This window comes from Chitinophaga oryzae (assembly GCF_012516375.2).
GTDB classification, from domain to species: domain Bacteria; phylum Bacteroidota; class Bacteroidia; order Chitinophagales; family Chitinophagaceae; genus Chitinophaga; species Chitinophaga oryzae.
In genome coordinates this window covers 7,159,338-7,182,743 of the sequence record NZ_CP051204.2, presented here as the reverse complement: position 1 = coordinate 7,182,743, position 23,406 = coordinate 7,159,338, and the positions used below count along the sequence as shown (strand labels likewise).

The window sequence follows — 23,406 nt, the reverse complement described above, 5'->3', positions numbered from 1 at the left end:
AAAGCACGCAAAGGAGCAAAGAGCGCAAAGATTTTTTTAAGATTAATAAGAAAGCAAAGGAGCGGAGAGCAAAAGGAGACCAAATTTGATCTCCTTTTGCTCTCCGCTCCTTTGCTTTCTCTGCTCGCTTATGTAACCTTTGCGCTCTTTGCTCCTTTGCGTGCTTTGCGAGAACTCGGCGGGGGCCGTTAACAATAAAATAATCACTTTTTTACGCAAAGTGTCGTAAACTGCAGGTTGATCTGATGCAGCCTGGCTGCACCATTTATTCAGCTATTAGATATGCTACAATCAGCCATCCCTTTCACCCGGAAGGATTTCGGGGATGATTTCCTGTGGGGCGTCACCATTTCTGCCTTTCAAAATGAAGGCGCACACGACCTCGACGGCAAAGGCGCCTCCATCTGGGACACCTTTTCCCGCCGCAAAGGAAAAATCCGCGATAAAACCCATGCACAGGTGGCGTGCGATTTCTATAACCGTTATACACAGGATATTCTGCTGGCGAAAATGCTGGGATTTAATGTGTTCCGCTTCTCCCTGTCCTGGGCGAGGATCATCCCCGGCGGTACCGGCGCCGTCAACCAGGCGGGTATCGACTTCTACCATCGCGTGATAGACGCCTGCCTGGAACTGGGCCTGGAACCCTATGTGACGCTGTATCACTGGGACCTGCCACAGGCGCTGGAAAACAAAGGCGGTTGGTGCCACCGCGGCGTGGTATTCGCTTTCGAAAACTATGTGCGGGTATGTGCAAAAGCATTCGGCAACAAAGTGAAAAACTGGATCATCCTGAACGAACCTTTTGGCTTTACGGCGCTAGGGTATATGCTGGGCGTACATGCGCCCGGCAAAATCGGGATGTCCTGGTTTCTGCCGGCCGTGCATCACGCAGTGATGGCACAGGCGGAAGGCGGCCGCGTGATACGCGAAGAAGTGGCCGGCGCCAATATCGGTACGGCCCTGTCCTGTTCACAGGTCATCCCGTTTACCAACAACGAAAAAGACCTGCAGGCGGCCCGCAAAGCAGATGCCCTCTTTAACCGGCTGTTCCTGGAACCCTCGCTGGGCATGGGTTACCCGGTAGATGACTTCCCGCTGTTAAAACGTATTGAGCGACGCTATGCGCTGTGGCGCGATTGGGATAAACTGGCGTTTGACTTCGATTTTATCGGGGTACAGAACTATTTTCCGCTCGTGGTAAAATACAATGCTTTTATGCCGGTGGTCAACATATCGGAGGTGAAACCACGGGCGCGCAATGTGCCCACTACTGCGCTGGGATGGGAAATCAACGGCAACGGGCTGTATGAAGTGCTCAAACAGTTTGCTGCCTATGACGGCGTGAAGAAACTGATTGTGACGGAAGGCGGCGCCGCCTTCCCCGATCTGCGCGCGGAAGATGGCTCCATTCATGACACGGACCGCATCCAATATTTCAGTGAATATCTTGAAGGCGTCCTCAAAGCCAAAAAGGAAGGAATCCCGGTAGATGGCTACTTCGCCTGGACCCTCACAGATAATTTCGAATGGGCCGAAGGGTACCGCGCCCGCTTCGGCCTGGTGCATATCGATTTTGAAACACAGCACCGCACCATCAAAAGCTCCGGTTACTGGTTCCGCGAATTGTTAAATTTAACCACTTGATTATTTGGGTATTTGATTATTTGGTTATTTCTAAATTTCAAAATTCCAAAATCTCAAAATCCGTAAATCAAATAAAAAAATAACCAAATAAAAAAAATAACCAAATATCATTGGTTTAGACGCTTGAGGAACCAGATATCCCGCAGGCTGAAGTTAAAGACTGCATTGACGTAATTTTCCTTGATCAGCCCATTGGCGGTAGTGCCCCGCTGCCCGGCCTCCAGTCCTACATAATAGCGCAATTGTCCCGTTTTGCTGGGTAAGGAAAGCCCCAGCGTGCCGGAGATATCCTTTATTGTCGTGTTTTTGATCACGAGCGGCGACTCGTTGTAGCTGAAGCCTGCCTGCAGGATCAATCCCTCTATGGGCCGGTTGTAATACTGTTTGTTGATAGCGTATTCGACGCCGGTGGAAAAACGCTGCCCATCCTGGTAGTAATAGTTCAGTCCTTTGTTGCCAAGGCCGTTCCATTGCTGGCGCCGGTAGTCGGCCACCCAGGTAATGGTGTTGTTGGTGAGGGAGATACCACCGCCGAATTCCGCTGGCAGGGTAAAGTAGCCCGGCGCCAGCTGTTCTGTGTAGTAAGGCGTGTTGTCCTGGTTGACGATGTTGAGCTTTTGTTGCAGCTTCATCTTCGTTTCGAAGCGGTAGGTGGCGCCCAGGCCCAGCTGCCAGTCTTTGGACAGTTTGGTGACATACTGTGCGCCTGCCGTGAAATTGGGTTTGAAGGTGTACTGGTTGTGTTGCGTGGCGAGGGAGTCGGAACCCACGGTCTGACTGATATTGACAGGACCGAACAGGAATCCGGTGGAAACGCCGACGGAAAAATGTTCGTTGAGCTGAAAACCATTGGAGATATAGGCCCGGTTCAGGCCGCCGGTACCGGTGGTGGTGGCGGTGATAGGGTTGCCTGTGCCGGTGATGAACTTGTTGTTGAGCAGTTTGTAGTCTACCGTGCTGAAAGGGGTGACGCCGGCGCCGATGCCCCACCAGCGGGCCGCTTTGAAGCCGAGTGCCAGCCGTTTAAAATTGAGGTCGGCGGCTGTCTGCGAGATATTGCTGCCGGAGTAGGTGAGGTATTGCCCCTTCAGCGAGGCGTCGAACATGAAGTTCTGTGTGGGTAAAGCGCTGTAGGAGGCCGGATTCAGCTCGTTCAGGTAGCCGCTGTTGCGGCGGCCTATGCCGGTGCTGCCGAGCCCGAAATTGCGGCTGTAATCCCTTGTTTCGAGATCGCCGATGCCATAGGCGGAATAAATAGAGTTGATGCCGTGTTGTGCTTCCGCGGCGGTGGCGAGCAGCAACAGCGCGGCGGCACCGGTATATATTTTTTTGCGCATAGTCATGTCCGTTATTTATACAGCAGGTAGTAGACCTGTATTTTGATTTTCTTTTTGGGTACCTGCTGGTCGTTGATCACCAGTCTGTCTAAACTGTTTCTTCCGGAGCCGCCGGGCGTTGTCAGCAGCAGGCCCCGGAGGGCGGTGCCGTCGGCGGTGAGCTGTGTATTGCAGTAGTTGGTGATGTCGTAGGTGTAGTATGTGTTTTCGTTGTACATGTTGTCTACCGTCAGGTTGCCATAGGAGAGGGTATCGGTGACGGTATTGGTTTTGTCTACCTGGCACAGGGCGAGATTGGCCGGTATCTGGCTGCTGCCGCTAAAAGTGCCGGTTGCAGGGTAAACGGTAAGGATCACTTTCATGATTTTAAAAAACTGCCCCAGCTGTGACATGTTTTTGAGATAAGGAAGATCGATGCGGGTCCCCACGCCGGTCAGCGACTGCGTGAAAGACATATTGCCGGTAGCGGAGGAAGGCAGTTCCTTTACAGTGCCCTGCAGCTGTTCAAGGGGCGTGCCGCTGCGGTTGACGCTGATCTGGTTGAACTGCAGTTCGCTGGCGTTCATCTTAAAATCCACATATTTCGCGGTAGGTACGATCTCGTTGATATGATAATACAGGCGCATCGTCAGCGAAGTGTCCTGGGCCATGAAAGCCATCAGGGAAGCGCTTCCCGGGCCGGGCGCCACTTTCAGGCCGCGGAAGAAATCCAGGAAGTTGGGCCCTGCGGAGACCTCCGGTTTTTTATCGCGCAGCAGGGTGAAGAGCTGGCTGCCGAGTGCGTCGGACAGAGGGATGCGCACGGTTTTATCCGTCTTCGGGCGGATGATGCCGGTGAAGGTGCCCAAGGGCGTGCTTTCGGTGGCGAAGTTACTGTTGTTGTAGAGGTTGTAAAATGTTTTGGCGAACTGGATGGTTTGTGTCACCCGGTATACCTGCAGGCTTAGTGGTTGCAGGGAATCGCCGGCAATGTAGCCGGTGGGGCGCAGCAGGAGCCGCAATGAATCGAAGCCGGAGCCGTTGACAGGTATGTCCGTTCCTGTTGGCTGTATAAGCTGGAAGTAAGAGCCGGCGGTGACGGCGCCCAGGTAGGGGTCTGATTTGGCGCCTACCAGCAGCATGCCGGTGCCGGAGGTAGGCACTGAATCATACCGGATGGTTTTCATGGCTACCGACAGGGTGTCGGTAAGGATATAATCGGTTTGCTGGTCGTCTATCACATTATCATAGGAGAAGCCGGCTTTCTGGCAGGCTGCCATACCGGTCAGCAATAACAATAGCAGCCAGTTGCTTATGCTGCTTTGCCGCTTAGCGCCTTTGCGGGAAACAAAATACGTTAAAGCCAAAGGCCTTATGTTCCTTTGTTCCCTTCTTATTCCTTTGTGTGAAAAAAAATCGTGGTTCATGGTGCGCAATTTTAGACACGATCGATACTTGCCGTTGCTGTAATATGCCAATGGGCATTATTTATCGATGAAACTATTATTCTGTTCTTTGTGCCGCCCAAAGGGCTTGTATTGCGGCTAAATGCAAAAGATTACTGCTGGCAGATGAAAAAGCGGTATCCGTCAGTTAAAAAGAGGGGAATGTCTATTTCCTGTTTGCCGGAATGCTTCCACGGATAATTTTGGCAACAGTAAAACGAACATGCGAATGCGTTATTTAAAAGGTTACAGTTTATTATTGGTCGCTTCCCTGGTGGCCTGTTCCAAGGACTCCTCCACGACTACTAAAGTGGGCAACTGGATCAAACGTTCTGAGTTTGAAGGCGTAGGCAGAAGCGCTGCCGCTTCCTTTGTGATAGATAATAAAGCTTATGTTGGCACCGGTTACGATGGTGAAAACAGGCTGCAGGATTTCTGGGTGTTTGATGTGACCCTGAACCAGTGGACGCAGAAAGCGCCGTTCCCCGGCGTAGGCCGCAGTGGCGCGGTCGGTATGGCCATGGCCGGAAAAGGATACATCGGTACGGGGTATGATGGCCTTAACAAGCTGAATGATTTTTACCAGTACGATCCCGTTGCTAATACCTGGGCCCGTAAAGCGGATTTTGCCGGTACGGCGCGGTATGGCGCCGTCGCTTTTGCACTGAACGATAAAGGATATATCGCCACAGGGTATGACGGCAACTGGCTGAAAGACAACTGGCGCTACGATCCGGTGGCCAATGCATGGACACAGGTACAAAGCCTTACCAGCGGTAAAAGACAGGATGCCAACGTTTTTGTGATCAATAATAAGGCTTACCTGTGCATGGGTGTCGCTAATGGCAGCTATGTGTCGGATTTCTATTCGTTTGACGGCACTTCCGAAACGTGGACGCAGCTGCGTGCTATCGATAATGTGACCGATCAGAGCTTCGACGACGACTATAATTTCAAAGGCAGCGGCGCCGCGTCTTTCGCGATGCGCGGCCTGGGATACGTGGTGTCCGGTACCAAAACAAGCCTGTCGTCTGCCGTATGGGAGTACAACCCGGGTACGGACCTGTGGGTACAGAAAACGGATTTTGAAGGGGCGGCGCGCAACGGAGCTACCGGCTTCGCGGTGAAAGACAGGGGCTTTGTGGTGCTGGGTACCAGCTCCAGCCAGCCATTCGATAATATGTTTGAATTTGACCCAACGGCGGAATATAACCAGTATGACTAAACGAAAATTAATCTGGGCCGTTCCGGTGGCGCTACTGCTGTTGCTGGCAGCATACCGGCGTCATCTGTATTCTTCGCAGGATGCAGATATGGTGCAGCTGACAGTCGTTCCCTTTGAAACGGCTGGTGGCTGGGGCTACCGGGTAATGGTGGACCATCGTTCCTTCATCTGCCAGGATGTGATTCCCGGTATCGCGGGCAACAGGCCCTTCCGCACAAAAGAAGATGCGCAAAAGGTAGGGCAGGCAGTGGTGGAAAAACTGATGGCGCGCCAAAGACCAACGATGACACTAACGGAATTAATAAAGATGCAGGTGGCTGGCGTGCAATAAGAATGTTGTCTGTTCAGAGGCGTAATCCCGCCTGGTTTTAAGTGATCTTAGGACCGGGTGGGATTCCCTATGGGTGCAATTTTAAGAAGATTTTAAGAAGCTGTTTTTCTCATTCCAATTTTAACAATCCGTTATACCAGGATTAACAAACTTTAACACACGCTATACCGGATACCGTTGTATGTTTATCGCATCAATTACAATGATGCTCCATTTCAAACGTATATTAAAGAATCGCCCGGTCGTCGTCTCCCTGCACATATTGGGATGGGTATGTTTTTTATTCTTTCCTTTTTTTATTTACCGCATCCAGATCCTGCATAAAACTTTTTTTGTCAAGGAGCTGATTGACAACCTCTTTCTGATCGCCATTTTCTACCTGAATATCTATGTGCTGATACCACGTTATTTCAACCGGCAGAAGATTGTACAGTACCTCTGCACCGTGATATTGCTGGTGGTGTTTATTACCGCACAGCAGGCGGCGCTTGACTTTTATTTTTTCCGCAACTTCATCGGCCGTGGCCCGATGATGACCGTGCGGATGGATAAAGCCAAATTGGCCAATGATGTAACAACCAGGGCGTTTCCTTCGTTTAACCAACGTTACGACATGAGAGAGGAGGAAGGAGTGCGGTTAACTGCCAGCGCAATGGCCACACCGCTGGGTAGTACCAAAGTACATATCGCCACCATGGCCAAACCGGTGGTGACTACCATGCCAATGCCGCCGCCACGCTGGTTCCGGGTCATCGAAGACAAAGTCTCTTTCTGGGATTACCTGTTGTTCCCGGAAGTACTTCGCCGCTCTGGTTTTTTTGCGTTGCTGATGCTGTTTATGAGCGGATTCATCAAAATTGCCGTGGAGTGGTTTGAAAGTGAAAAACAACGGGAAGCGTTGAAAGTGGAAAAACTGAATGCAGAACTGAAATTCCTGAAGTCGCAAATAAATCCGCATTTTCTTTTTAATTGTCTGAATACTATCTATTCACTGGCACATAAACAATCAGGACAAACAGAACATGCGATCCTGAAGTTGTCAACCATTATGCGGTATATGATCTACGAATCCAACGAGGATAAAGTACAACTGGAACAGGAACTGAAATATCTACAGGACTACATCGATATACAACGGTTGCGGCTGTCACAGGACATTGACATCTCCTGTCATTTAAAAGGCCAGGCGTCGGGCTTCCTGATAGAACCTATGCTGCTGGTGCCTTTTGTGGAGAATGCTTTTAAGCACGGCGTCAGCTACGCAGAGGAATCCTTTATCAACATCGATATCACTATTACCGAAAATATGATCAGATTAATTGTCAGAAACAGCCTCTTTAAAGAGCGGGTATCCGAAAGAGGCGGTATCGGGTTACAGAACGTATTGAAAAGACTGGACATGCTCTATCACGGAGACCATGAAATCACTATCACGGAAACAGACAACCAGTTTATTGTGGATCTTAAAATAGTATTGAAAAAATGATAAAGTGTATCGCTGTGGATGACGAGCCGCTGGCACTGGAAATACTGGAGGACTATATCCGCAAAGTACCTTTCCTTCAGCTGGCCGGTAAGTTTGAAAACGCCGCCAATGCCCTGCGCTTTATCCAGGAAGAACCGGTGGACCTGGTGTTTCTGGATATAAAAATGCCGGATATTACCGGCATACAGTTCCTGAAGTCCCTGAAGTATCCGCCGATGGTCATCTTTACCACCGCGTATGGTGAATATGCGCTCGACGGCTTTAACCTCGATGTAGTGGATTATCTGTTGAAACCCGTTCCGTTCGAACGTTTCCTGAAAGCGGCCGCCAAAGCCGGAGAGACGTTTACGGCCAACCAGCAGAAGGCGGCTCCCTCCGATACGGCCACCTTTGCCAACGACTACATCTTTATCAAAACGGAATATAAAATCATCAAGATCAATCTTGAAGACATTCTTTTCATCGAAGCACTCAAAGACTATACGAAAATTTATACTCCCAATCTGCCCGTGCTGACGCTGCGCAGCCTCAAGTCATTCGAAACCCGCCTGCCGGCCGATAAGTTTATCCGCGTGCACCGCTCTTACCTGGTGTCACTCAATAAAATCAATTCGGTGGAAAAAAATACGGTGATGATCGCCAACCAGTCCATCCCCATCAGCGACGGCTACCGCGACCGGTTTTATGACCTCATCAACAGGAACTCTTGATCATTTGGTTATTTTGATATTTGGTTATTGGGTTTATTTAGGGAAAGGGACATTTAGTGATAATATATAAATACCTAAATAGTTAAATATAAAAATAGCTAAATGTCAAAATAGCTAAATTTTTCGGAACTTTGGTGGCACCATTATAAAAGCCATCAAAAACCACCCACATTGGAAAGAATTTATTTTGATAATGCAGCAACCACCTCTCTTGACCCGGTGGTATTGGATGCCATGCTGCCTTATATGACGGAAAAGTTTGGAAACCCTTCATCTATCTACTCCTATGGAAGAGAAACCAGGCTGGGTATAGAAAATGCGCGTAAATCAGTGGCCAAAATCCTGAACGCGCACCCGGGAGAAATCTTTTTTACTTCCGGCGGTACCGAAAGCAGCAACACGGCTATCAATGCTGCGGTGAATGATCTGGGATGCAAACACATCATCTCTTCCCCGATAGAGCATCATGCTACCCTGCACACCGTGGAGTACCTGCATCACCATCGTGGTGTCGGGCTGTCTTTTGTCAAAATACTGCCATCCGGCCATATTGACATGGACCATCTCCGCGAACTGTTGCAAAATGCCGGCGGCAAATGCCTGGTAACGCTGATGCACGCCAACAACGAAATCGGCAACCTGCTGGACCTGAACGCCGTAGGCACGCTGTGCAAAGAATTTGACGCTATCTTCCATTCAGATACTGTACAAACCGTAGGGCACTATCCGTTCGACCTGCGTAATACGCCTGTCCATTTCATCACCGGTGCAGGACACAAGTTCCATGGCCCTAAAGGCGTGGGCATCCTGTACATCAATGAAAACGTGAAAATAAACCCTTACATCCAGGGTGGCAGCCAGGAACGCAACATGCGCGCCGGCACGGAAAACCTCTACGGTATCATCGGGTTTGCCAAAGCGCTGGAACTGGCCACTGAACACCAGGCAGAGCACAGCGCCTACATCAATGACCTGCGTCTGTACATGGCGGCCGAACTGGAAAAGAATATTCCGGGTGTTACCTTCAACGGCGACCTGAAAGGCCGCAGCCTGTACACGGTGCTGAATGTATCTTTCCCGAAATCAGAGAAGAGCGAAATGATCCTGTTCAACCTGGATATCAACGGTATCTGCGCTTCCGGCGGCAGCGCCTGCACTTCCGGGGCCAGTGCGGGCTCTCATGTGATCCGCGCCATCAATAGCAATCCTAACCAGATCGCGGTGCGTTTCTCCTTCTCCAAAAACAATACAAGAACAGAAGTAGATAGGGTGATTGCCAAGTTGAAGGAGTTGATTTAGAGATTTTTTGATTTACGATTTTTAAATTTCGAGAATAAAAAAGGAGACCAAAGCGGATAAAACTCGCTTTGGTCTCCTTTTTTATCAATCTATGAAATCAAAAAATCGTAAATCAAAAAATCGTAAATCAAAAAATCTCTACATGAATTCTTTGATGTCCTGCATGATCCTTTTGGCGATGTTATCTGCCGTGGTCTCATTCTGGCTTTCCGCGTAGATACGGATAATAGGTTCCGTATTGGAGGTGCGCAGGTGTACCCAGTCCTTGTCGAATTCGATCTTCAGGCCGTCTTCCGTGTTTACCGGTTGATTTTTGTATTTGCCTTTGATTTTTTCGAAGATGGTTTTTACATCCACCCCTTTGTCCAGCTCGATTTTATTTTTGGAGATGAAATAGTCGGGGTAGCTGTTACGCAGTGCTTTGATGCTTTTTTTGCTGTGTGCGAGGTGGGTCAGGAAAAGACCGATGCCGATAAGTGCATCGCGGCCGTAGTGCAGGTCCGGCACGATAATGCCGCCGTTGCCTTCACCGCCGATGACAGCGTTGGTCGCTTTCATTTTTCTCACCACGTTTACTTCTCCTACGGCAGAAGGATTGTACTCACCGCCGTTTTTCAGCGTCACATCTTTCAAAGCCTGTGTGGAAGACATGTTGGAAACGGTGTTGCCTTTGCGTTTGCTGAGTACATAGTCGGCCACCGCTACGAGGGTATATTCTTCACCGAACATGCTGCCGTCTTCACAAACGAAGCAGAGGCGGTCTACGTCCGGATCTACAGCGATGCCCAGGTCGGCGTTGGATTTATTCACTTCGTTGGACAGTGCGGTCAGGTTTTCCGGCAGCGGTTCAGGGTTATGGCTGAATTTGCCGGTCACTTCCGGGAACAGCACTTCTACTTCGTTGACGCCCAGCGCTTTCAGCAACGGGGGAACGAACAGTGCGCCGGTGGAGTTAACGGCGTCCACCACCACTTTGAAATTACGCTCCCTGATAGCGGCCACATCCACCAAAGGATAGTTCACTATAAGGTCTACATGTTTTTGCAGGTAAGAATCGTCCTGTGTGTAGGAACCGAGTTTGTTCACGTCCACAAAGGTGAAGTCTTCACGTGCTGCAATGTCGAGCAGGATTGCGCCGTCTTCGCCGGAGATGAATTCGCCTTCTGCATTCAGCAGTTTCAGGGCGTTCCATTCTTTCGGATTATGGCTGGCGGTAAGGATGATACCACCGGCGGCATTTTCCATTTTTACAGCAATTTCTACTGTTGGCGTAGTAGACAGGCCCAGATCAACTACATCGATTCCCAGGCTGTTGAGCGTGGATACTACCAGGTTTTTCACCATTTCGCCGGAAATACGGCCATCACGGCCTATTACCACTTTGCGGTTGTCGGTCTGGGAGGAGAGCCAGGTCCCGTATGCTGCAGTAAATTTCACCACATCAAGGGGAGAGAGTCCTTCACCGGGTTTGCCGCCTATGGTTCCGCGAATACCGGATATTGATTTGATCAGTGCCACGAGATTCAATTTTTTAAGGAAGGCAAATATAAAAAAAACCGTTCCAGATTTCCTAATTATCAAAAGATGAGGAGCCTTACCGGCAGATCGACCATTTTCCCCATTCAGTTTTCATTATATTTGCAGCTACGCTTTTAAAAAAACAGCTATACGTTGCATGCAATATTATTGGAAGAATATACCCCGGTATATTCGTTATGTGCTTGTTCAAACGCTCTATCTCTTCCTGCTGATGGTGTTGTTCAGGCTCGTATTTTACCTGTTCTTCTTTAAAACCACCATTACCGACAATGCGACGATCGCAAAAGCGTGGTATCTGGGCACCAAGTTCGATCTCCGGCTGGCGCTCATCCTGGTGATCCCTGTCGCCCTCACGGCGGTGATCGCCCGTAACGGCTTCTTTACGTCGAAGGTTATACGTAAAGCAGTGGCCGTCTACCTCTTCATCGTTTTTACCGCCCTCACCTTATTATATATCCTTGATCTGGGACACTACGACTATCTCGGCATCCGCCTGGACCCTTCCATCCTGCGCTTCCTTGCCAAAGGGGAACGGGCAGACAACGCCCGGATGGTATGGCAAAGCTACCCGGTGGTACGGGGCTTCCTCGGCCTTTTCGTGTTCCTGTTCCTCGTTTTCCGGTTGCAACGCCGCACCTGGAACCGCTTTGCAGCGCAGCCGCCGGTATACCTGCGCAACTGGCCCTTTACCGCCTGGGTGATCGGACTGACACTGTTCGTTGCCGCCGGTATCTATGGCAACTTCGCCTATTTCCCGCTGCGCTGGAGCCAGGCCATGTTCACCCGCGACAACGGTGTCACCAGCCTCGGACTCAACCCCATCCTGTATTTTGCCTCCAATTTCTCCGTAGAGGGAGATACCTACGATATTAACCGCACCAAAACCTTTTACCCGTATATCGCCCATTACCTCAAAGTAGATAAGGCCGATACGGAAAAACTGGACTTTGTGCGCACCGTGCCCGGCGATCCGGCCAAACCGAAGCTCAACGTGGTACTGGTGATGCTGGAATCCACCGGCGCCGCCCCCACCAGCATGTACGGCAATCCCATGCAGGCCACGCCGAATATGCAACGGCTGGCCGACAGCGGCGTGCTCTTCAAAAATTTCTACGTGCCGGCCATCAGCACGGCCAAAACCGTTTTCGGCGTCACCACCGGCCTGCCGGACATCACCGCCGTGAAAACAGCCAGCCGCCATCCTAAAATGCTGGACCAGCGTATTATCATGGACCAGTTCAAAGGCTACGAAAAACTGTACCTCCTCGGCGGCAATACCAACTGGGCCAATATCCGTGCGGTATTCACCAACAACGTGGAAGGGATCAGCATCCATGAAGAAGGGATGTACAAATCCGCTAAAGCCGATGTGTGGGGCATCTCCGATTATGACCTGATCACCGAGGCCAGCGAAATCTTCAAAGCGAACAACGACCAGAAAAAGCCGTTCGTGGCTTTCCTCCAGCTGGCAGACAACCACCCGCCGTATACCACCACCAGCGGCGCCGGCGACTTCAAAAAAGTAACGGAGAAAGACATCGACATGGAGAAATTCAAAAAATCCGGCTTCGTGTCCATCGATCAGTTCAACGCCCTGCGGTATGAAGACTATAACGTGGGCCACCTGATAAATATGGCCCGCAAAGACGGTTACCTCGATAATACCATCTTCATGTTCTTCGGCGACCATAACTGTATCCTTAACCCGTACTCATTTATGCCGCTGCCGGAATATGAACTGGCTACCGGCGGCGTACATGTGACGGCCTTTATGTACAGCCCTGCCCACGTGAAGCCGCAGGTGGTGAATACGCCCGGCAGCCTGCTGGACGTATACCCGACCATGGCCAGCCTGGTGGGCCTGCCATATAAGAACTATACGCTCGGCCTCAATCTGTTCGACAGCACGCGGACAGACAGCAAATACGCGTTCATCACGTATCTGCGCAACCAGCAGCCGTATTACGGCCTGATAGGGGACCAGTACCTCTACGAGGTCAACCTGGTCACCGACGCCACCGCCCTGTACGACCTGAAGGGCGATCCGCTGAAGAACATACAGGCTCAGCAGTCAGACACTGCAAAAAATCTGGATAATTTAACACGGGGCTTCTACGAAAGCACGCGATATTTGATGTTTAATAACAAAAAGTAATATTTGCCGCTGGCACGATTGCATTATGGACATAGATATAGACAAAAGCTGGTTTAAAGATTGGTTTAATTCTCCTTACTACCACCTGCTCTACAACAACCGCGACGAGCAGGAGGCTGCCGCATTTATCGATAAACTGCTGGCCTATCTCCAGCCGCCCGCTCACGCAGCTATGCTGGACGTGGCCTGTGGCAGGGGACGTCATGCCAAATACCTGGCAGACAAAGGGTATGATGTGACCGGCATAGATCTCTCCATAGAAAGCATTAACATCGCCAAGAAACTGGAAAATGAACACCTGAGCTTCTTCCAGCACGATATGCGGTTGCCTTTCCGGGTCAACTATTTCGATGTGGTGTTCAATTTCTTCACCAGCTTCGGCTACTTCGAATCACAGCGCGACAATGACAACGCCCTGCGGACACTGACCAACGCGCTGCGCCCCGGCGGAAAACTCGTGCTGGATTATCTCAACAGCCCCTACGTGGAACAACACCTGGTGTACGACGAGGTGAAAGAAAAGGAGAACGTGGTGTTTGACATCCGGCGCGAAGTGAAAAATCATAAATTCCTCAAAAAAATCAATATTCTCGATAAAACCCTCATGAGAAGGGCCACTTTCGCGGAGAGCGTGAATGCTTTCACCCGTGCGGATTTTGAGCGGATGTTCGCCAAACAGGGCCTCGTGATCACGGAAATATTCGGAGACTATCATTTTAACAGCTATGACGAGCAGCGTTCGCCGCGTATGGTCCTCATTGCTCAAAAACCTTAGCCATGCTTGAAAGTATCCTGAAACAGGACCTTCGTTTATTCCTGCATATCAACGGGCAATGGTATAATGCTGTACTGGACGTGGTCCTGCCCTTTGTGCGGGAACCGTATGTATGGGCGCCGCTGTACCTGTTCCTGGCGCTGTTTGTCACCATTAACTACGGCTGGAAAGGATTTTTCTGGATCCTGTTTTTCCTGCTGTGTTTTGCGCTGGCAGACCAGAGCAGCCTGTATATCAAACAGGCCTTCGGCCGGGTCCGGCCCTGCCGCGATCCTATCGTATCGCACTACGCGCGGGTACTGGTCGTGTATTGCCCCATGAGCGGCAGCTTTACCTCTAACCATGCCGCGAACCATTTTGCGTTGGCGACGTTTTGTTTCTTAACTTTAAAATCAGCATTTGGCCGGTACGCCCTGTTATTTTTCCTGTGGGCGGCTGTTATCGGCTACGCACAGGTATATGTGGGCGTACACTATCCGCTCGACGTAGTGGGAGGGGGCCTGCTGGGTACCCTGATCGGGCTGCTGAGCGGTAGTTTTTTCCAGCGCCGCATAAGACTGGAGCCTGAACATACATCATGAACTGGACATATCTGATACTCATACTGTTGGCTACGCTCGCCGGTGGGGTTATTCCCATGACGATCAGGCGTATCAACGCCAATTTTACCATTTACCTGCTGGCTTTCACCGGGGCTTTCCTCTTTGGTGTGACCATTATGCACCTGCTGCCGGAAGTGTACCATGAACTGGGCCATAGCGCAGGTATTTACGTGGTACTGGGCTTCTTCCTGCAGGTGTTCCTGCAACAGCTGTCGCACGGTATGGAACACGGGCACACCCACTTACCGGGCGAGCACCATCACCATATTGCCGTAACGCCGCTGCTGCTGGGACTCTCTATCCATGCTTTTATGGAAGGCATCCCGCTGGGCTTTCAATACGAAGACCAGTCGGCGCTCCCCTCCCTGATCATCGGGGTGGCCGCCCATAAGGTACCGGAAGCGCTGACGCTGATCACCGTCATGATCCACGCCCATAAATCAAAAACACAACTCTGGCAGATACTCACCGCCTTCGCCGTGGTAACGCCGCTGGCAGCCATGCTGGCCTGGTGGATGGGTAACCGCTTCGATATCGTATCCCACTATTTACTGTACGTGGTGGCATTGGTGATAGGTGCATTCCTGCACATTTCCACGACCATTTTTTATGAAAGTGGTACCAAACACCATGAACTGAGTGGTAAAAAAGTACTGGCCATCGCAACAGGGCTGGTACTGGCATTTCTTACGTTGATATTTGAATAATTTTTTATTTTTAGACTTTAAATCATGGAAGTCGTCGTCATTATCCTCATCCTTATTTTAGTTAACGGCATTTTCGCAATGTCGGAAACGGCGTTGGTCTCGGCCCGCAAGAGCCGACTGGAACAACAAGCCAATAAAGGGGATGAAAAAGCAAAGGCCGCACTGAAGCTGGCCAACCATCCGGACACCTTTCTTTCTACCGTTCAGATCGGGCTCACGCTCATCGGTATCCTGATCGGTATCTATTCCGGTGGCACTATGAAAGACGAGGTAATGGCCTGGCTCAACCAGTTTCCCGCAGTAGCCGCCTATAGCAGCATTCTCTCCACCGTTATCGTCGTTATCGTTATCACTTACTTTTTACTGGTACTGGGAGAACTGGTGCCTAAAAGACTGGGCGCCGCCCGGCCCGAAGGTATCGCCAAAAGAATGGCCAAACCCATGCAGGTCGTTTCCTGGCTCACCTTCCCCTTCATCTGGCTGTTAACCGCCTCCACCAACGTGTTGGTAAAGATCTTCAACCTGCATCCGGAAGGAGCGCATGTGACAGAAGAAGAAATCAAAGCGATCATCAGCGAAGGCACTACCTCCGGCGCTATTGAAGAAACCGAACAGGAAATCATTGAGCGGGTATTCCACCTGGGCGACCGTAACATCACCTCGCTGATGACCTACCGTAACGATATCACCTGGCTGGACATCAACGAACCACCGGCCGCGTACCAGGAGAAAATTCATGAGAGCCTGCACAACGTATACCCGGTATGCGAAGGGCAGATAGACAGCATCAAAGGCATCGTGTCCATCAAAGACCTGTATGCCGTAAGCGGCAAATCCACGCCGCTGGCGCAGATTATCCGTAAACCGCTGTTCGTTCCTGAAAACAATACCGCCTACCAGGTGCTGGAGAAATTTAAGGAAACACACGTGCACGCCGCGTTTATCGTAGATGAATATGGCACGTTTCTGGGTATGATCACGCTCAACGATATTCTCGAAGCCATCGTGGGCGACATGCCGGAAACGGAAGAAACAGACGATTATGAAATGGTGATCCGCGACGACGGCTCCTGGCTGGTAGACGCACAGATACCGTTTTATGATTTCCTGGCAGAATTTGATAAGGAAGACTGGATGACGGAATTTGAGCAGGACTTTGATACCCTGGCCGGATTTATCCTGCACCACCTGGAACATATTCCCAAAACAGGAGAGAAGTTCCTCTGGCGCGGTTTTGAATTCGAGATAGTGGATATGGACGCTCACCGCATAGATAAAGTGCTGGTGACGCCGCCTGCGCCAACTGAAGAAGAGTAACACCAACTGTCCCCCAAAGAAGTATTTGTCACATGCGTACTTACCCGTAATTCGTGAATGTCCGGGTGGATTTATTTGATTAAATCCATCTTTGTACTATTTTTGAGCACTTTTTCACATAAATAAATAAATAATATAATATAAAATGGTTGTATTAGGAAGTAAGTCGCTGACCCTCGATGAGGTGTACAGAGTGCTTTACGCCGGCGAAGAGCTGAGCCTGGAAGCAGCGGCATTACAGCAGGTGGAAGCCAGCTTTTTGTTTCTGAAAAAATTTTCTGCCAAAAAGCTGATTTATGGTATCAACACTGGTTTTGGTCCGATGGCCCAATATCGCATCAGCGACAGCGATACTTTTCAGCTGCAATATAACCTGATCCGCAGTCACAGCACCGGCGCCGGCAAACCGCTTTCCCCGGTGATCACCAAAGCGCTGATGATTGCGCGTTTGAGCAGCTTCATGCAGGCGCATTCCGGTATTCATCCGGAGGTGGCTATCCTGCTGAAAGACCTCATCAACAAAAACGTATACCCCTGTGTGTTTGAACATGGCGGCGTAGGCGCCAGCGGCGACCTCGTACAGCTGGCCCACCTGGCGCTGGTACTGATCGGCGAAGGAGAAGTGTGGTATGAAGATAAAATGCAACCTACCGCGGAAGTCTTTGCCCGCCTCGGTTTGAAACCCATCGGCATTCATGTGCGCGAAGGGCTGGCCATCATCAACGGCACTTCCGCCATGACCGGCGCAGGCCTGGTAAACCTGATACAGGCCCGGCAGCTGCTCGGATGGGCGGTAACCCTCTCGGCCATGATCAACGAAATCGTGGAAGCGTTCGACGACCACCTGTCTGCCGAACTGAACGCCGTGAAAATGCACGTAGGCCAGAACACCGTAGCAGCTAAAATGCGGGAGGTGCTGCAGGGCAGCAAAATGGTAAGGCACCGTCCGGACCACCTCTACAAAGAACTGGAAGAAGAAATCTTTAAAGATAAAGTACAGGAATACTATTCCCTGCGTTGCGTGCCCCAGATCCTGGGCCCTGTGTATGATACCCTCATACAGGCAGAGAAAGTAGTGATACACGAACTTAATTCCGTGAGCGATAACCCGGTGGTGGACCACGAGCTGGAAAACGTGTTCCATGGCGGCAACTTCCACGGCGATTACATCTCCCTGGAGATGGACAAGCTGAAGATAGCCACCACCCGTTTGTCTATGCTGGCAGAGCGGCAGCTCAACTACCTGCTGAACGAGAAGCTGAACCACAAGTTCCCGCCGTTTATGAACCTTGGCAAACTGGGCTTCAACTTCGGCATGCAGGGCGCACAGTTCACTGCTACCTCTACCGTGGCGGAAAACCAGACGCTGTCCTTCCCGATGTATGTGCACAGCATTCCGAATAACAACGATAACCAGGACATTGTGAGCATGGGCTGTAACTCCGCGCTGATGGCCAATAAGGTGATCGCCAATACCTTTGAGGTACTGGCTATCCACACGCTGACCATCATGCAGGCGGTGGATTACCTGCAGTGCCAGGACAGGCTGGCAGGCTTCTCCCATAAGGTGTACCAGGAAGTAAGAGCAATTTATCCTAAATTTATTGAGGACAGTCCGATGTACAAGGACCTCGGCAAGATTAAGGAGTACCTGTTGTGTAATGAGCCGGTAAAAATGTTCTGATTTCCCCCTCAGGAAGGAAAAACAAATGTGGCTGGTCGTAATTCGTAATCCGTAATTCGTAATTTCATGAAGAGTGCCTTGATTACAGGAGGCTCCCGCGGTATAGGCAGGGCAGTATGTATTAAAATGGCAGAATTGGGATATCATGTCCTGATCAATTATAAAGGCAATGAAGCCGCCGCACAGGACACCCTGGAGGCGGTGAAGGCCAAAGGCAGCAGTGGCGAACTGTTGCAGTTCAATGTGGGAGATGCCGCCGAAGTGCAGACCGTACTGGGCGGATGGATAGAGCAAAACAAAGACCAGCATCACATTGAAGTACTGGTGAACAATGCAGGCGTCCGGGAAGACTCCCTGATGTTCTGGATGGCCGAAGCACAATGGAATAATGTATTGAATATCAGCCTGAACGGCTTCTATCACGTCACCAAACAGGTGCTGAATGCGATGCTGTTGAAGCGTTATGGCCGTATTATCAACATGGTGTCACTCTCCGGTATTAAAGGGCTTCCGGGGCAAACCAACTACTCCGCCGCCAAGGCAGGTGTGATTGGCGCTACCAAAGCGCTGGCGCAGGAAGTGGCCAAAAGGGGCGTTACCGTGAATGCCATTGCGCCCGGCTTTATCAAAACAGATATGACCGCTGAGCTGAACGAAAAGGAGCTGGCCGCACAGGTGCCCATGAACCGCTTCGGCACCCCCGAAGAGGTGGCGGAAGCCGTAGCCTTCCTGTCGTCCAAAGCCGCCGGTTACATCACAGGAGAGGTGCTCAACATCAACGGCGGTCTCCATACTTAAAAGCAGTTTATACATGAACCGAGTCGTGATCACTGGAATGGGAATCTACTCCTGCATTGGTAAAGATATGCAGGAGGTAAGGGATTCATTGTATAAGGGCAAATCCGGTATTGTACTGGACCAGGAGCGTAAGGCATTCGGCTACCGTTCCGGCCTGACCGGCTACCTGGAGCGCCCTGAACTGAAAGGGCTGCTGGACCGCCGCGCCAGGCTGATGATGCCCGAACAGGCAGAATTTGCGTATATGGCCACCCGTGAGGCACTTGCCCAGGCGGGAATGGACCAGGACTATATCGACCAAACCCCGGTGGGCCTGTTGTACGGCAACGACAGCTCGGCCAAACCGGTAGTGGAGGCGAATGATATCATGCGCGAGAAGAAAGACACCATGCTGGTAGGTTCCGGCTCGGTGTTCCAGACCATGAACTCCACCGTGAACATGAACCTGGCTACTATTTTTAAGCTGCGGGGCGTTAACTTCACCGTGAGCGCAGCCTGCGCCAGCGGTTCCCATGCTATCGGCCTCGGCTATATGTTTATCCGCAACGGCATGCAGGACGCGGTAATCTGTGGCGGCGCACAGGAAGTGAATGTGTACGCCATGGGTAATTTCGACGCCATCGCCGCGTTCTCCGTCCGCGAAAACGACCCCACCCGTGCTTCCCGGCCTTTCGACCGCGACCGCGACGGCCTGGTGCCCAGCGGCGGCGCCGCTACCGTGATCCTGGAAAGCCTGGAATCCGCCCAGCGCAGAGGCGCTACCATCCTCGGCGAAGTAATGGGCTACGGGTTCTCCTCCAATGGCAGCCATATCTCCAACCCCACTGTGGACGGACCCGTGCGTTCCCTGCAAATCGCCCTGCAGGATGCCGGCCTGAAAGCAGCCGATATCGGTTATATCAACGCGCACGCAACGTCCACTCCGGCCGGAGACGCCAGTGAGGCCAGCGCCATCTACCAGGTGTTTGGCGCCTCCAATCCCTACGTCAGCTCCACCAAATCCATGACAGGCCATGAATGCTGGATGGCCGGCGCCAGCGAAATTGTTTACTCCATGCTGATGATGCAAAACGATTTTATCGCCCCCAACATCAATCTGGAAAACCCGGACGGGGATGCGGCCAAACTGAATATCGCTACTAAGACAATTGATAAAAAATTTAATATATTTTTGTCCAACTCTTTCGGCTTTGGAGGTACCAACTCGTCCCTCATTGTCAGGAAATGGACCGGAATATAGGATTTGGATATTTTGTTATTGAATTATTTGATGATGTAAATGGGGCCGTACGGCTGAAAATGACCAAATAACGAAATAACCAAATAGCCAAATTCTGTAAATGTTTTAACTTTGAAGGATAAAATCAGGATTGGGTAAGATTAACCGCTATAAATTATTTTAAAACGACCTATATCTGATTCGCACATTTATGGATATCAAGGAAATAATAACTGTTACGAACAAGTTTCTGGTGGAGGAGTTTGAAGCGAACCCCACGGACATTAAACCTGAAGCTAACCTCAAATCTACGCTGGATCTCGACAGCCTGGATTATATTGACATGGTGGTGGTGATAGAAGATAATTTCGGTTTTAAAGTAAAACCGGAAGACTTCCAGTCTATCGTTACCTTCCAGGATTTCTACGATTATGTAACGGCTCGTGTTCAACAAAAAGAACTGGTATAATGCCATCCTGGCAGGGAAAGTCGAAGGGAAATAAGCTGGGTTACAGTATTTTTATTTTCATATTACGGTATGGAGGTGTTTACCCTGCTTATTTTCTGTTGAGATTTGTCGCTTTTTATTACTTTTTATTTTCCTGGAGCTCTTCCAAACCCATCTATCAATACTTTCATACCAAAATAGGCTATGGCAGGTGGAAGTCCTTACGCAGCCTGTACCGTAACTATTACATATTCGGTCAGACGCTGATCGACAAGATCGTCGTGATGGCGGATATGGCCAACAAGTTTACCTTCGATTTTGACGGTGAACATCACCTGCGCGGGATGGTGGCCGGAGGGCGCGGCGGTATTATGCTGAGCGCCCACCTGGGCAACTGGGAAGTGGCCGGACACCTGTTTAAACGGCTGCAGACCCGTATCAATATTGTCATGTTCGATGGGGAGCACCAGCGTATCAAGGAATACCTGTCTTCCGTGACCGGAGACCGGAATGTGAACATCATCGTGATCAAGGACGACCTGTCGCATATCTACGCCATCAACGAAGCCCTGAGCAACCAGGAGCTGGTATGTATGCACGCAGACCGTTTCCTGCCGGGCAATAAAACAGTGACGGCCCCGCTGCTGGGCCATGATGCCCGCTTCCCTATGGGCCCTTTCCTGCTGGCCGCCACTTTCCGGGTACCCGTGTGCGTGGTGTTTGCTTTCAAGGAAACGGCCACCCATTATCATTTTTATGCAACGGAGCCACGCACCTACCATGGCCGCCGTCAGCAGGGTATCGAAACAGCCGTGGCAGACTTCACGGTTTTACTGGAGGAAAAAATCCACCGTTACCCGGAACAATGGTTCAACTATTATGATTTTTGGGAATAATCCGTGTTTTTACGCTTAATAATGTCGCGGAATTCAATTTATTTCGTGTTTTGTCTATAAATAATAACTTGTGCAGATGTTCATTCATTCAGACGATATTACTGCTTACATCCCCCAGCGCACACCGATTGTCATGATCAGTGGCATCCTGGAAGTGGACGGCCCGAAAACCCGTACCGCCCTGCATATAGCACCCGATAACGTATTTGTGGAAAACGGAGTGCTCATGCCTCCGGGCCTCATGGAAAATATAGCCCAGACCGCCGCCGCACGCATCGGCTACATCGCCAAACAGGAAAACAGCCCCGTTCCGCTGGGCTTTATCGGTGCGGTGAATAACCTGGAAATATTAGAACTGCCACCCGCCGGGCAGACCATCGAAACCACCACGGAGATAGGAGGAGAAGTATTTAATGCGACCATGGTGACCGGGAAAGTGATGTACGACGGCAGAGTGATGGCACAATGTGAAATGAAAATTTTCATCAACCCCCTTAATAAATAAAATAAGTTATGATCCGTAAAGTTTTTACCCTGACCATCCTTATCTGTAGCTGCTTTATCGGGACAATGCACGCCCAGAAACTGAAAAACTTTCTGGAAAATACAGAGACGCCGTTTACCTGGCTGGGGGTGGATTTCACTCAGGCACGCCTGCTGGGTGACGCTGCCGCCAGCGACATCAACCGCCACTTCGCCGGTATCAACGACGTCATCAGAAATGAGCCCAAAAAATACGATGTGAAAGGCGCTTTCCACCGCTCCAGCGTAGAGTTCGACCTCAGTGAAACCAATGCGCGGAACGCTGGCATCAACGTCGACCAAATGAAGTCGGAAAATAGCGCTGACTACAATCGCTTAAAGCCGGAAGACATCACCAAACTGGTGAAAGGCTACAAATTCGGCGATAAAAAAGGCATCGGCGTGCTGTTTGTCATGGAAGCGATGAGCAAAACAGAGAAAGAAGCCGCCATGTACGTTACCGTAGTGGATATGGACACCCGCAACGTGCTGATGACAGAACGCATGACCGGTAAGGCACAGGGCTTTGGCTTCCGCAATTACTGGGCTTACACCGTGCACAAAGTGCTGGAACACATCGACTATAAAAAACTGAAAGAAAAATACGCCGACGCGAAAGATCCTGTGGAAGAAGTGCCGGTAGCACCTAAGAAAGACACTAAAACGGCCGTGGCTAAAGAAGAAAAAGCCAAAAAAACGCCGAAGAAGAAAGGATAAACCATTTAGAGATTTTTTGATTTACGACTTTTTGATTTCGGGATTGATAAGAGAGAAGAACAAAGTGATTTTTTATTCGCTTTTTATAAGCCCGAAATCAAAAAATTGTAAATCAAAAAATCCGAAAATAGCTTGATATGGACGCCATAACCGAATGCACCGAATTTCCGGTGAAGTTTAATGAAGTGGATTCACTGAGCATAGTCTGGCATGGCCACTATGTGCGGTATTTTGAAGACGGGAGAGAGGCTTTCGGTGAAAAGTATGCTTTACGTTACCTGGATATTTTTAATGCCGGATTTACAGCGCCGGTGGTGAATATACAGTGCGACTATAAACGTCCGTTGCGTTATGGCGACCGTGTAAAGGTGGAAACTACCTTCGTGGACGACCTCGCGGCAAAGATCAGATTTGAGTACGTGCTTTCCAATCCCGCTACCGGTGAAATCATCGCCAAAGGCTCCTCCGTGCAGGTTTTCCTGGACAAAGAGACCGAGCTGCTGCAGCTGACCACCCCGGCATTCTTCAGCGATTGGAAAAAAAGATACTTGTATAACCACCTATAGAT

General features: G+C 50.4%; 22 protein-coding genes. 19 read left to right on the top strand and 3 right to left on the bottom strand.

The genetic code is table 11. The annotated features are described in order from the left end of the window. Positions 1–282 precede the first annotated feature (282 nt). Positions 283–1,647 carry a GH1 family beta-glucosidase gene (locus HF324_RS28370; protein WP_168861406.1) on the top strand — a complete coding sequence of 455 codons (1,365 nt, stop codon included), beginning with the start codon at positions 283–285 and terminating at the stop codon, positions 1,645–1,647. Positions 1,648–1,754: 107 nt separating this feature from the next. Here the strand turns inward: HF324_RS28370 and bamG are convergent, their stop codons facing one another. Next, positions 1,755–2,984, bottom strand: coding sequence for a BamG family beta-barrel-assembly machinery protein (gene bamG / locus HF324_RS28365; protein ID WP_168861405.1), 1,230 nt, complete (start codon positions 2,982–2,984; stop codon positions 1,755–1,757). 11 nt (positions 2,985–2,995) lie between these two features. Continuing rightward, entirely contained in the window at positions 2,996–4,330 is a 1,335-nt protein-coding gene (locus tag HF324_RS28360) for a DUF4270 family protein (protein ID WP_193114970.1), read from the bottom strand. Positions 4,331–4,637: 307 nt separating this feature from the next. Between HF324_RS28360 and HF324_RS28355 the strand changes: the two genes are divergently transcribed. The 5 genes from HF324_RS28355 to HF324_RS28335 all read left to right on the top strand — a co-directional run bounded on the left by HF324_RS28355 (position 4,638) and on the right by HF324_RS28335 (position 9,459). Further along, a complete protein-coding gene (locus HF324_RS28355; RefSeq protein ID WP_220100635.1) occupies positions 4,638–5,633 on the top strand; it encodes a Kelch repeat-containing protein in 996 nt (331 codons plus the stop codon). After that, positions 5,626–5,964 (top strand): DUF4907 domain-containing protein, encoded by a 339-nt coding sequence (locus HF324_RS28350; RefSeq protein ID WP_168806594.1) that lies wholly within the window; start codon positions 5,626–5,628, stop codon positions 5,962–5,964. The genes HF324_RS28355 and HF324_RS28350 overlap by 8 nt, the downstream gene beginning before the upstream one ends. A gap of 181 nt (positions 5,965–6,145) precedes the next feature. Next, positions 6,146–7,450, top strand: coding sequence for a sensor histidine kinase (locus tag HF324_RS28345; protein WP_168806592.1), 1,305 nt, complete (start codon positions 6,146–6,148; stop codon positions 7,448–7,450). After that, positions 7,447–8,160, top strand: a complete 714-nt coding sequence (locus HF324_RS28340; protein WP_168806590.1) for a LytR/AlgR family response regulator transcription factor — start codon at positions 7,447–7,449, stop codon at positions 8,158–8,160. The genes HF324_RS28345 and HF324_RS28340 overlap by 4 nt, the downstream gene beginning before the upstream one ends. A gap of 171 nt (positions 8,161–8,331) precedes the next feature. Beyond that, on the top strand, positions 8,332–9,459 hold the full coding sequence (locus HF324_RS28335) for a cysteine desulfurase family protein (protein ID WP_168861403.1): 1,128 nt from the start codon (positions 8,332–8,334) through the stop codon (positions 9,457–9,459). 138 nt (positions 9,460–9,597) lie between these two features. Here the strand turns inward: HF324_RS28335 and glmM are convergent, their stop codons facing one another. Continuing rightward, on the bottom strand, positions 9,598–10,977 hold the full coding sequence (gene glmM / locus HF324_RS28330) for a phosphoglucosamine mutase (RefSeq protein WP_168806586.1): 1,380 nt from the start codon (positions 10,975–10,977) through the stop codon (positions 9,598–9,600). Between the two features lie 157 nt (positions 10,978–11,134). Between glmM and HF324_RS28325 the strand changes: the two genes are divergently transcribed. The 13 genes from HF324_RS28325 to HF324_RS28265 all read left to right on the top strand — a co-directional run bounded on the left by HF324_RS28325 (position 11,135) and on the right by HF324_RS28265 (position 23,404). After that, positions 11,135–13,153 (top strand): LTA synthase family protein, encoded by a 2,019-nt coding sequence (locus HF324_RS28325; RefSeq protein WP_168806584.1) that lies wholly within the window; start codon positions 11,135–11,137, stop codon positions 13,151–13,153. A 25-nt stretch (positions 13,154–13,178) separates the two neighbouring features. Continuing rightward, positions 13,179–13,928, top strand: coding sequence for a class I SAM-dependent methyltransferase (locus HF324_RS28320; protein ID WP_168806582.1), 750 nt, complete (start codon positions 13,179–13,181; stop codon positions 13,926–13,928). Positions 13,929–13,930: 2 nt separating this feature from the next. Beyond that, the gene (locus tag HF324_RS28315) at positions 13,931–14,509 is read left to right on the top strand and encodes a phosphatase PAP2 family protein (RefSeq protein WP_168806580.1); all 579 of its coding nucleotides are present in this window, start codon (positions 13,931–13,933) and stop codon (positions 14,507–14,509) included. Then, the gene (locus HF324_RS28310) at positions 14,506–15,237 is read left to right on the top strand and encodes a ZIP family metal transporter (RefSeq protein ID WP_168861402.1); all 732 of its coding nucleotides are present in this window, start codon (positions 14,506–14,508) and stop codon (positions 15,235–15,237) included. Before HF324_RS28315 ends, HF324_RS28310 begins: the two co-directional genes overlap by 4 nt. A 24-nt stretch (positions 15,238–15,261) precedes the next feature. Next, entirely contained in the window at positions 15,262–16,554 is a 1,293-nt protein-coding gene (locus tag HF324_RS28305; RefSeq protein ID WP_168806576.1) for a hemolysin family protein, read from the top strand. 145 nt (positions 16,555–16,699) lie between these two features. Beyond that, on the top strand, positions 16,700–18,238 hold the full coding sequence (flxA, locus tag HF324_RS28300; RefSeq protein ID WP_168806574.1) for a flexirubin biosynthesis tyrosine ammonia-lyase FlxA: 1,539 nt from the start codon (positions 16,700–16,702) through the stop codon (positions 18,236–18,238). 66 nt (positions 18,239–18,304) lie between these two features. Continuing rightward, on the top strand, positions 18,305–19,036 hold the full coding sequence (gene flxB, locus HF324_RS28295; protein WP_168861401.1) for a flexirubin biosynthesis SDR family reductase FlxB: 732 nt from the start codon (positions 18,305–18,307) through the stop codon (positions 19,034–19,036). Between the two features lie 13 nt (positions 19,037–19,049). Beyond that, the gene (locus HF324_RS28290; protein ID WP_168806570.1) at positions 19,050–20,276 is read left to right on the top strand and encodes a beta-ketoacyl-[acyl-carrier-protein] synthase family protein; all 1,227 of its coding nucleotides are present in this window, start codon (positions 19,050–19,052) and stop codon (positions 20,274–20,276) included. A gap of 190 nt (positions 20,277–20,466) precedes the next feature. Next, complete coding sequence (locus HF324_RS28285; RefSeq protein WP_078667209.1) at positions 20,467–20,724, top strand: acyl carrier protein; 258 nt, start codon at positions 20,467–20,469, stop codon at positions 20,722–20,724. Between the two features lie 98 nt (positions 20,725–20,822). After that, on the top strand, positions 20,823–21,599 hold the full coding sequence (locus HF324_RS28280; protein WP_246269309.1) for a lysophospholipid acyltransferase family protein: 777 nt from the start codon (positions 20,823–20,825) through the stop codon (positions 21,597–21,599). 76 nt (positions 21,600–21,675) lie between these two features. Beyond that, entirely contained in the window at positions 21,676–22,104 is a 429-nt protein-coding gene (locus HF324_RS28275; RefSeq protein WP_168806566.1) for a hotdog family protein, read from the top strand. 8 nt (positions 22,105–22,112) lie between these two features. Further along, positions 22,113–22,838 carry a hypothetical protein gene (locus tag HF324_RS28270; RefSeq protein ID WP_168806564.1) on the top strand — a complete coding sequence of 242 codons (726 nt, stop codon included), beginning with the start codon at positions 22,113–22,115 and terminating at the stop codon, positions 22,836–22,838. A gap of 137 nt (positions 22,839–22,975) precedes the next feature. Beyond that, a complete protein-coding gene (locus HF324_RS28265) occupies positions 22,976–23,404 on the top strand; it encodes an acyl-CoA thioesterase (RefSeq protein ID WP_168806563.1) in 429 nt (142 codons plus the stop codon). The last annotated feature ends 2 nt before the right edge of the window (positions 23,405–23,406 follow it).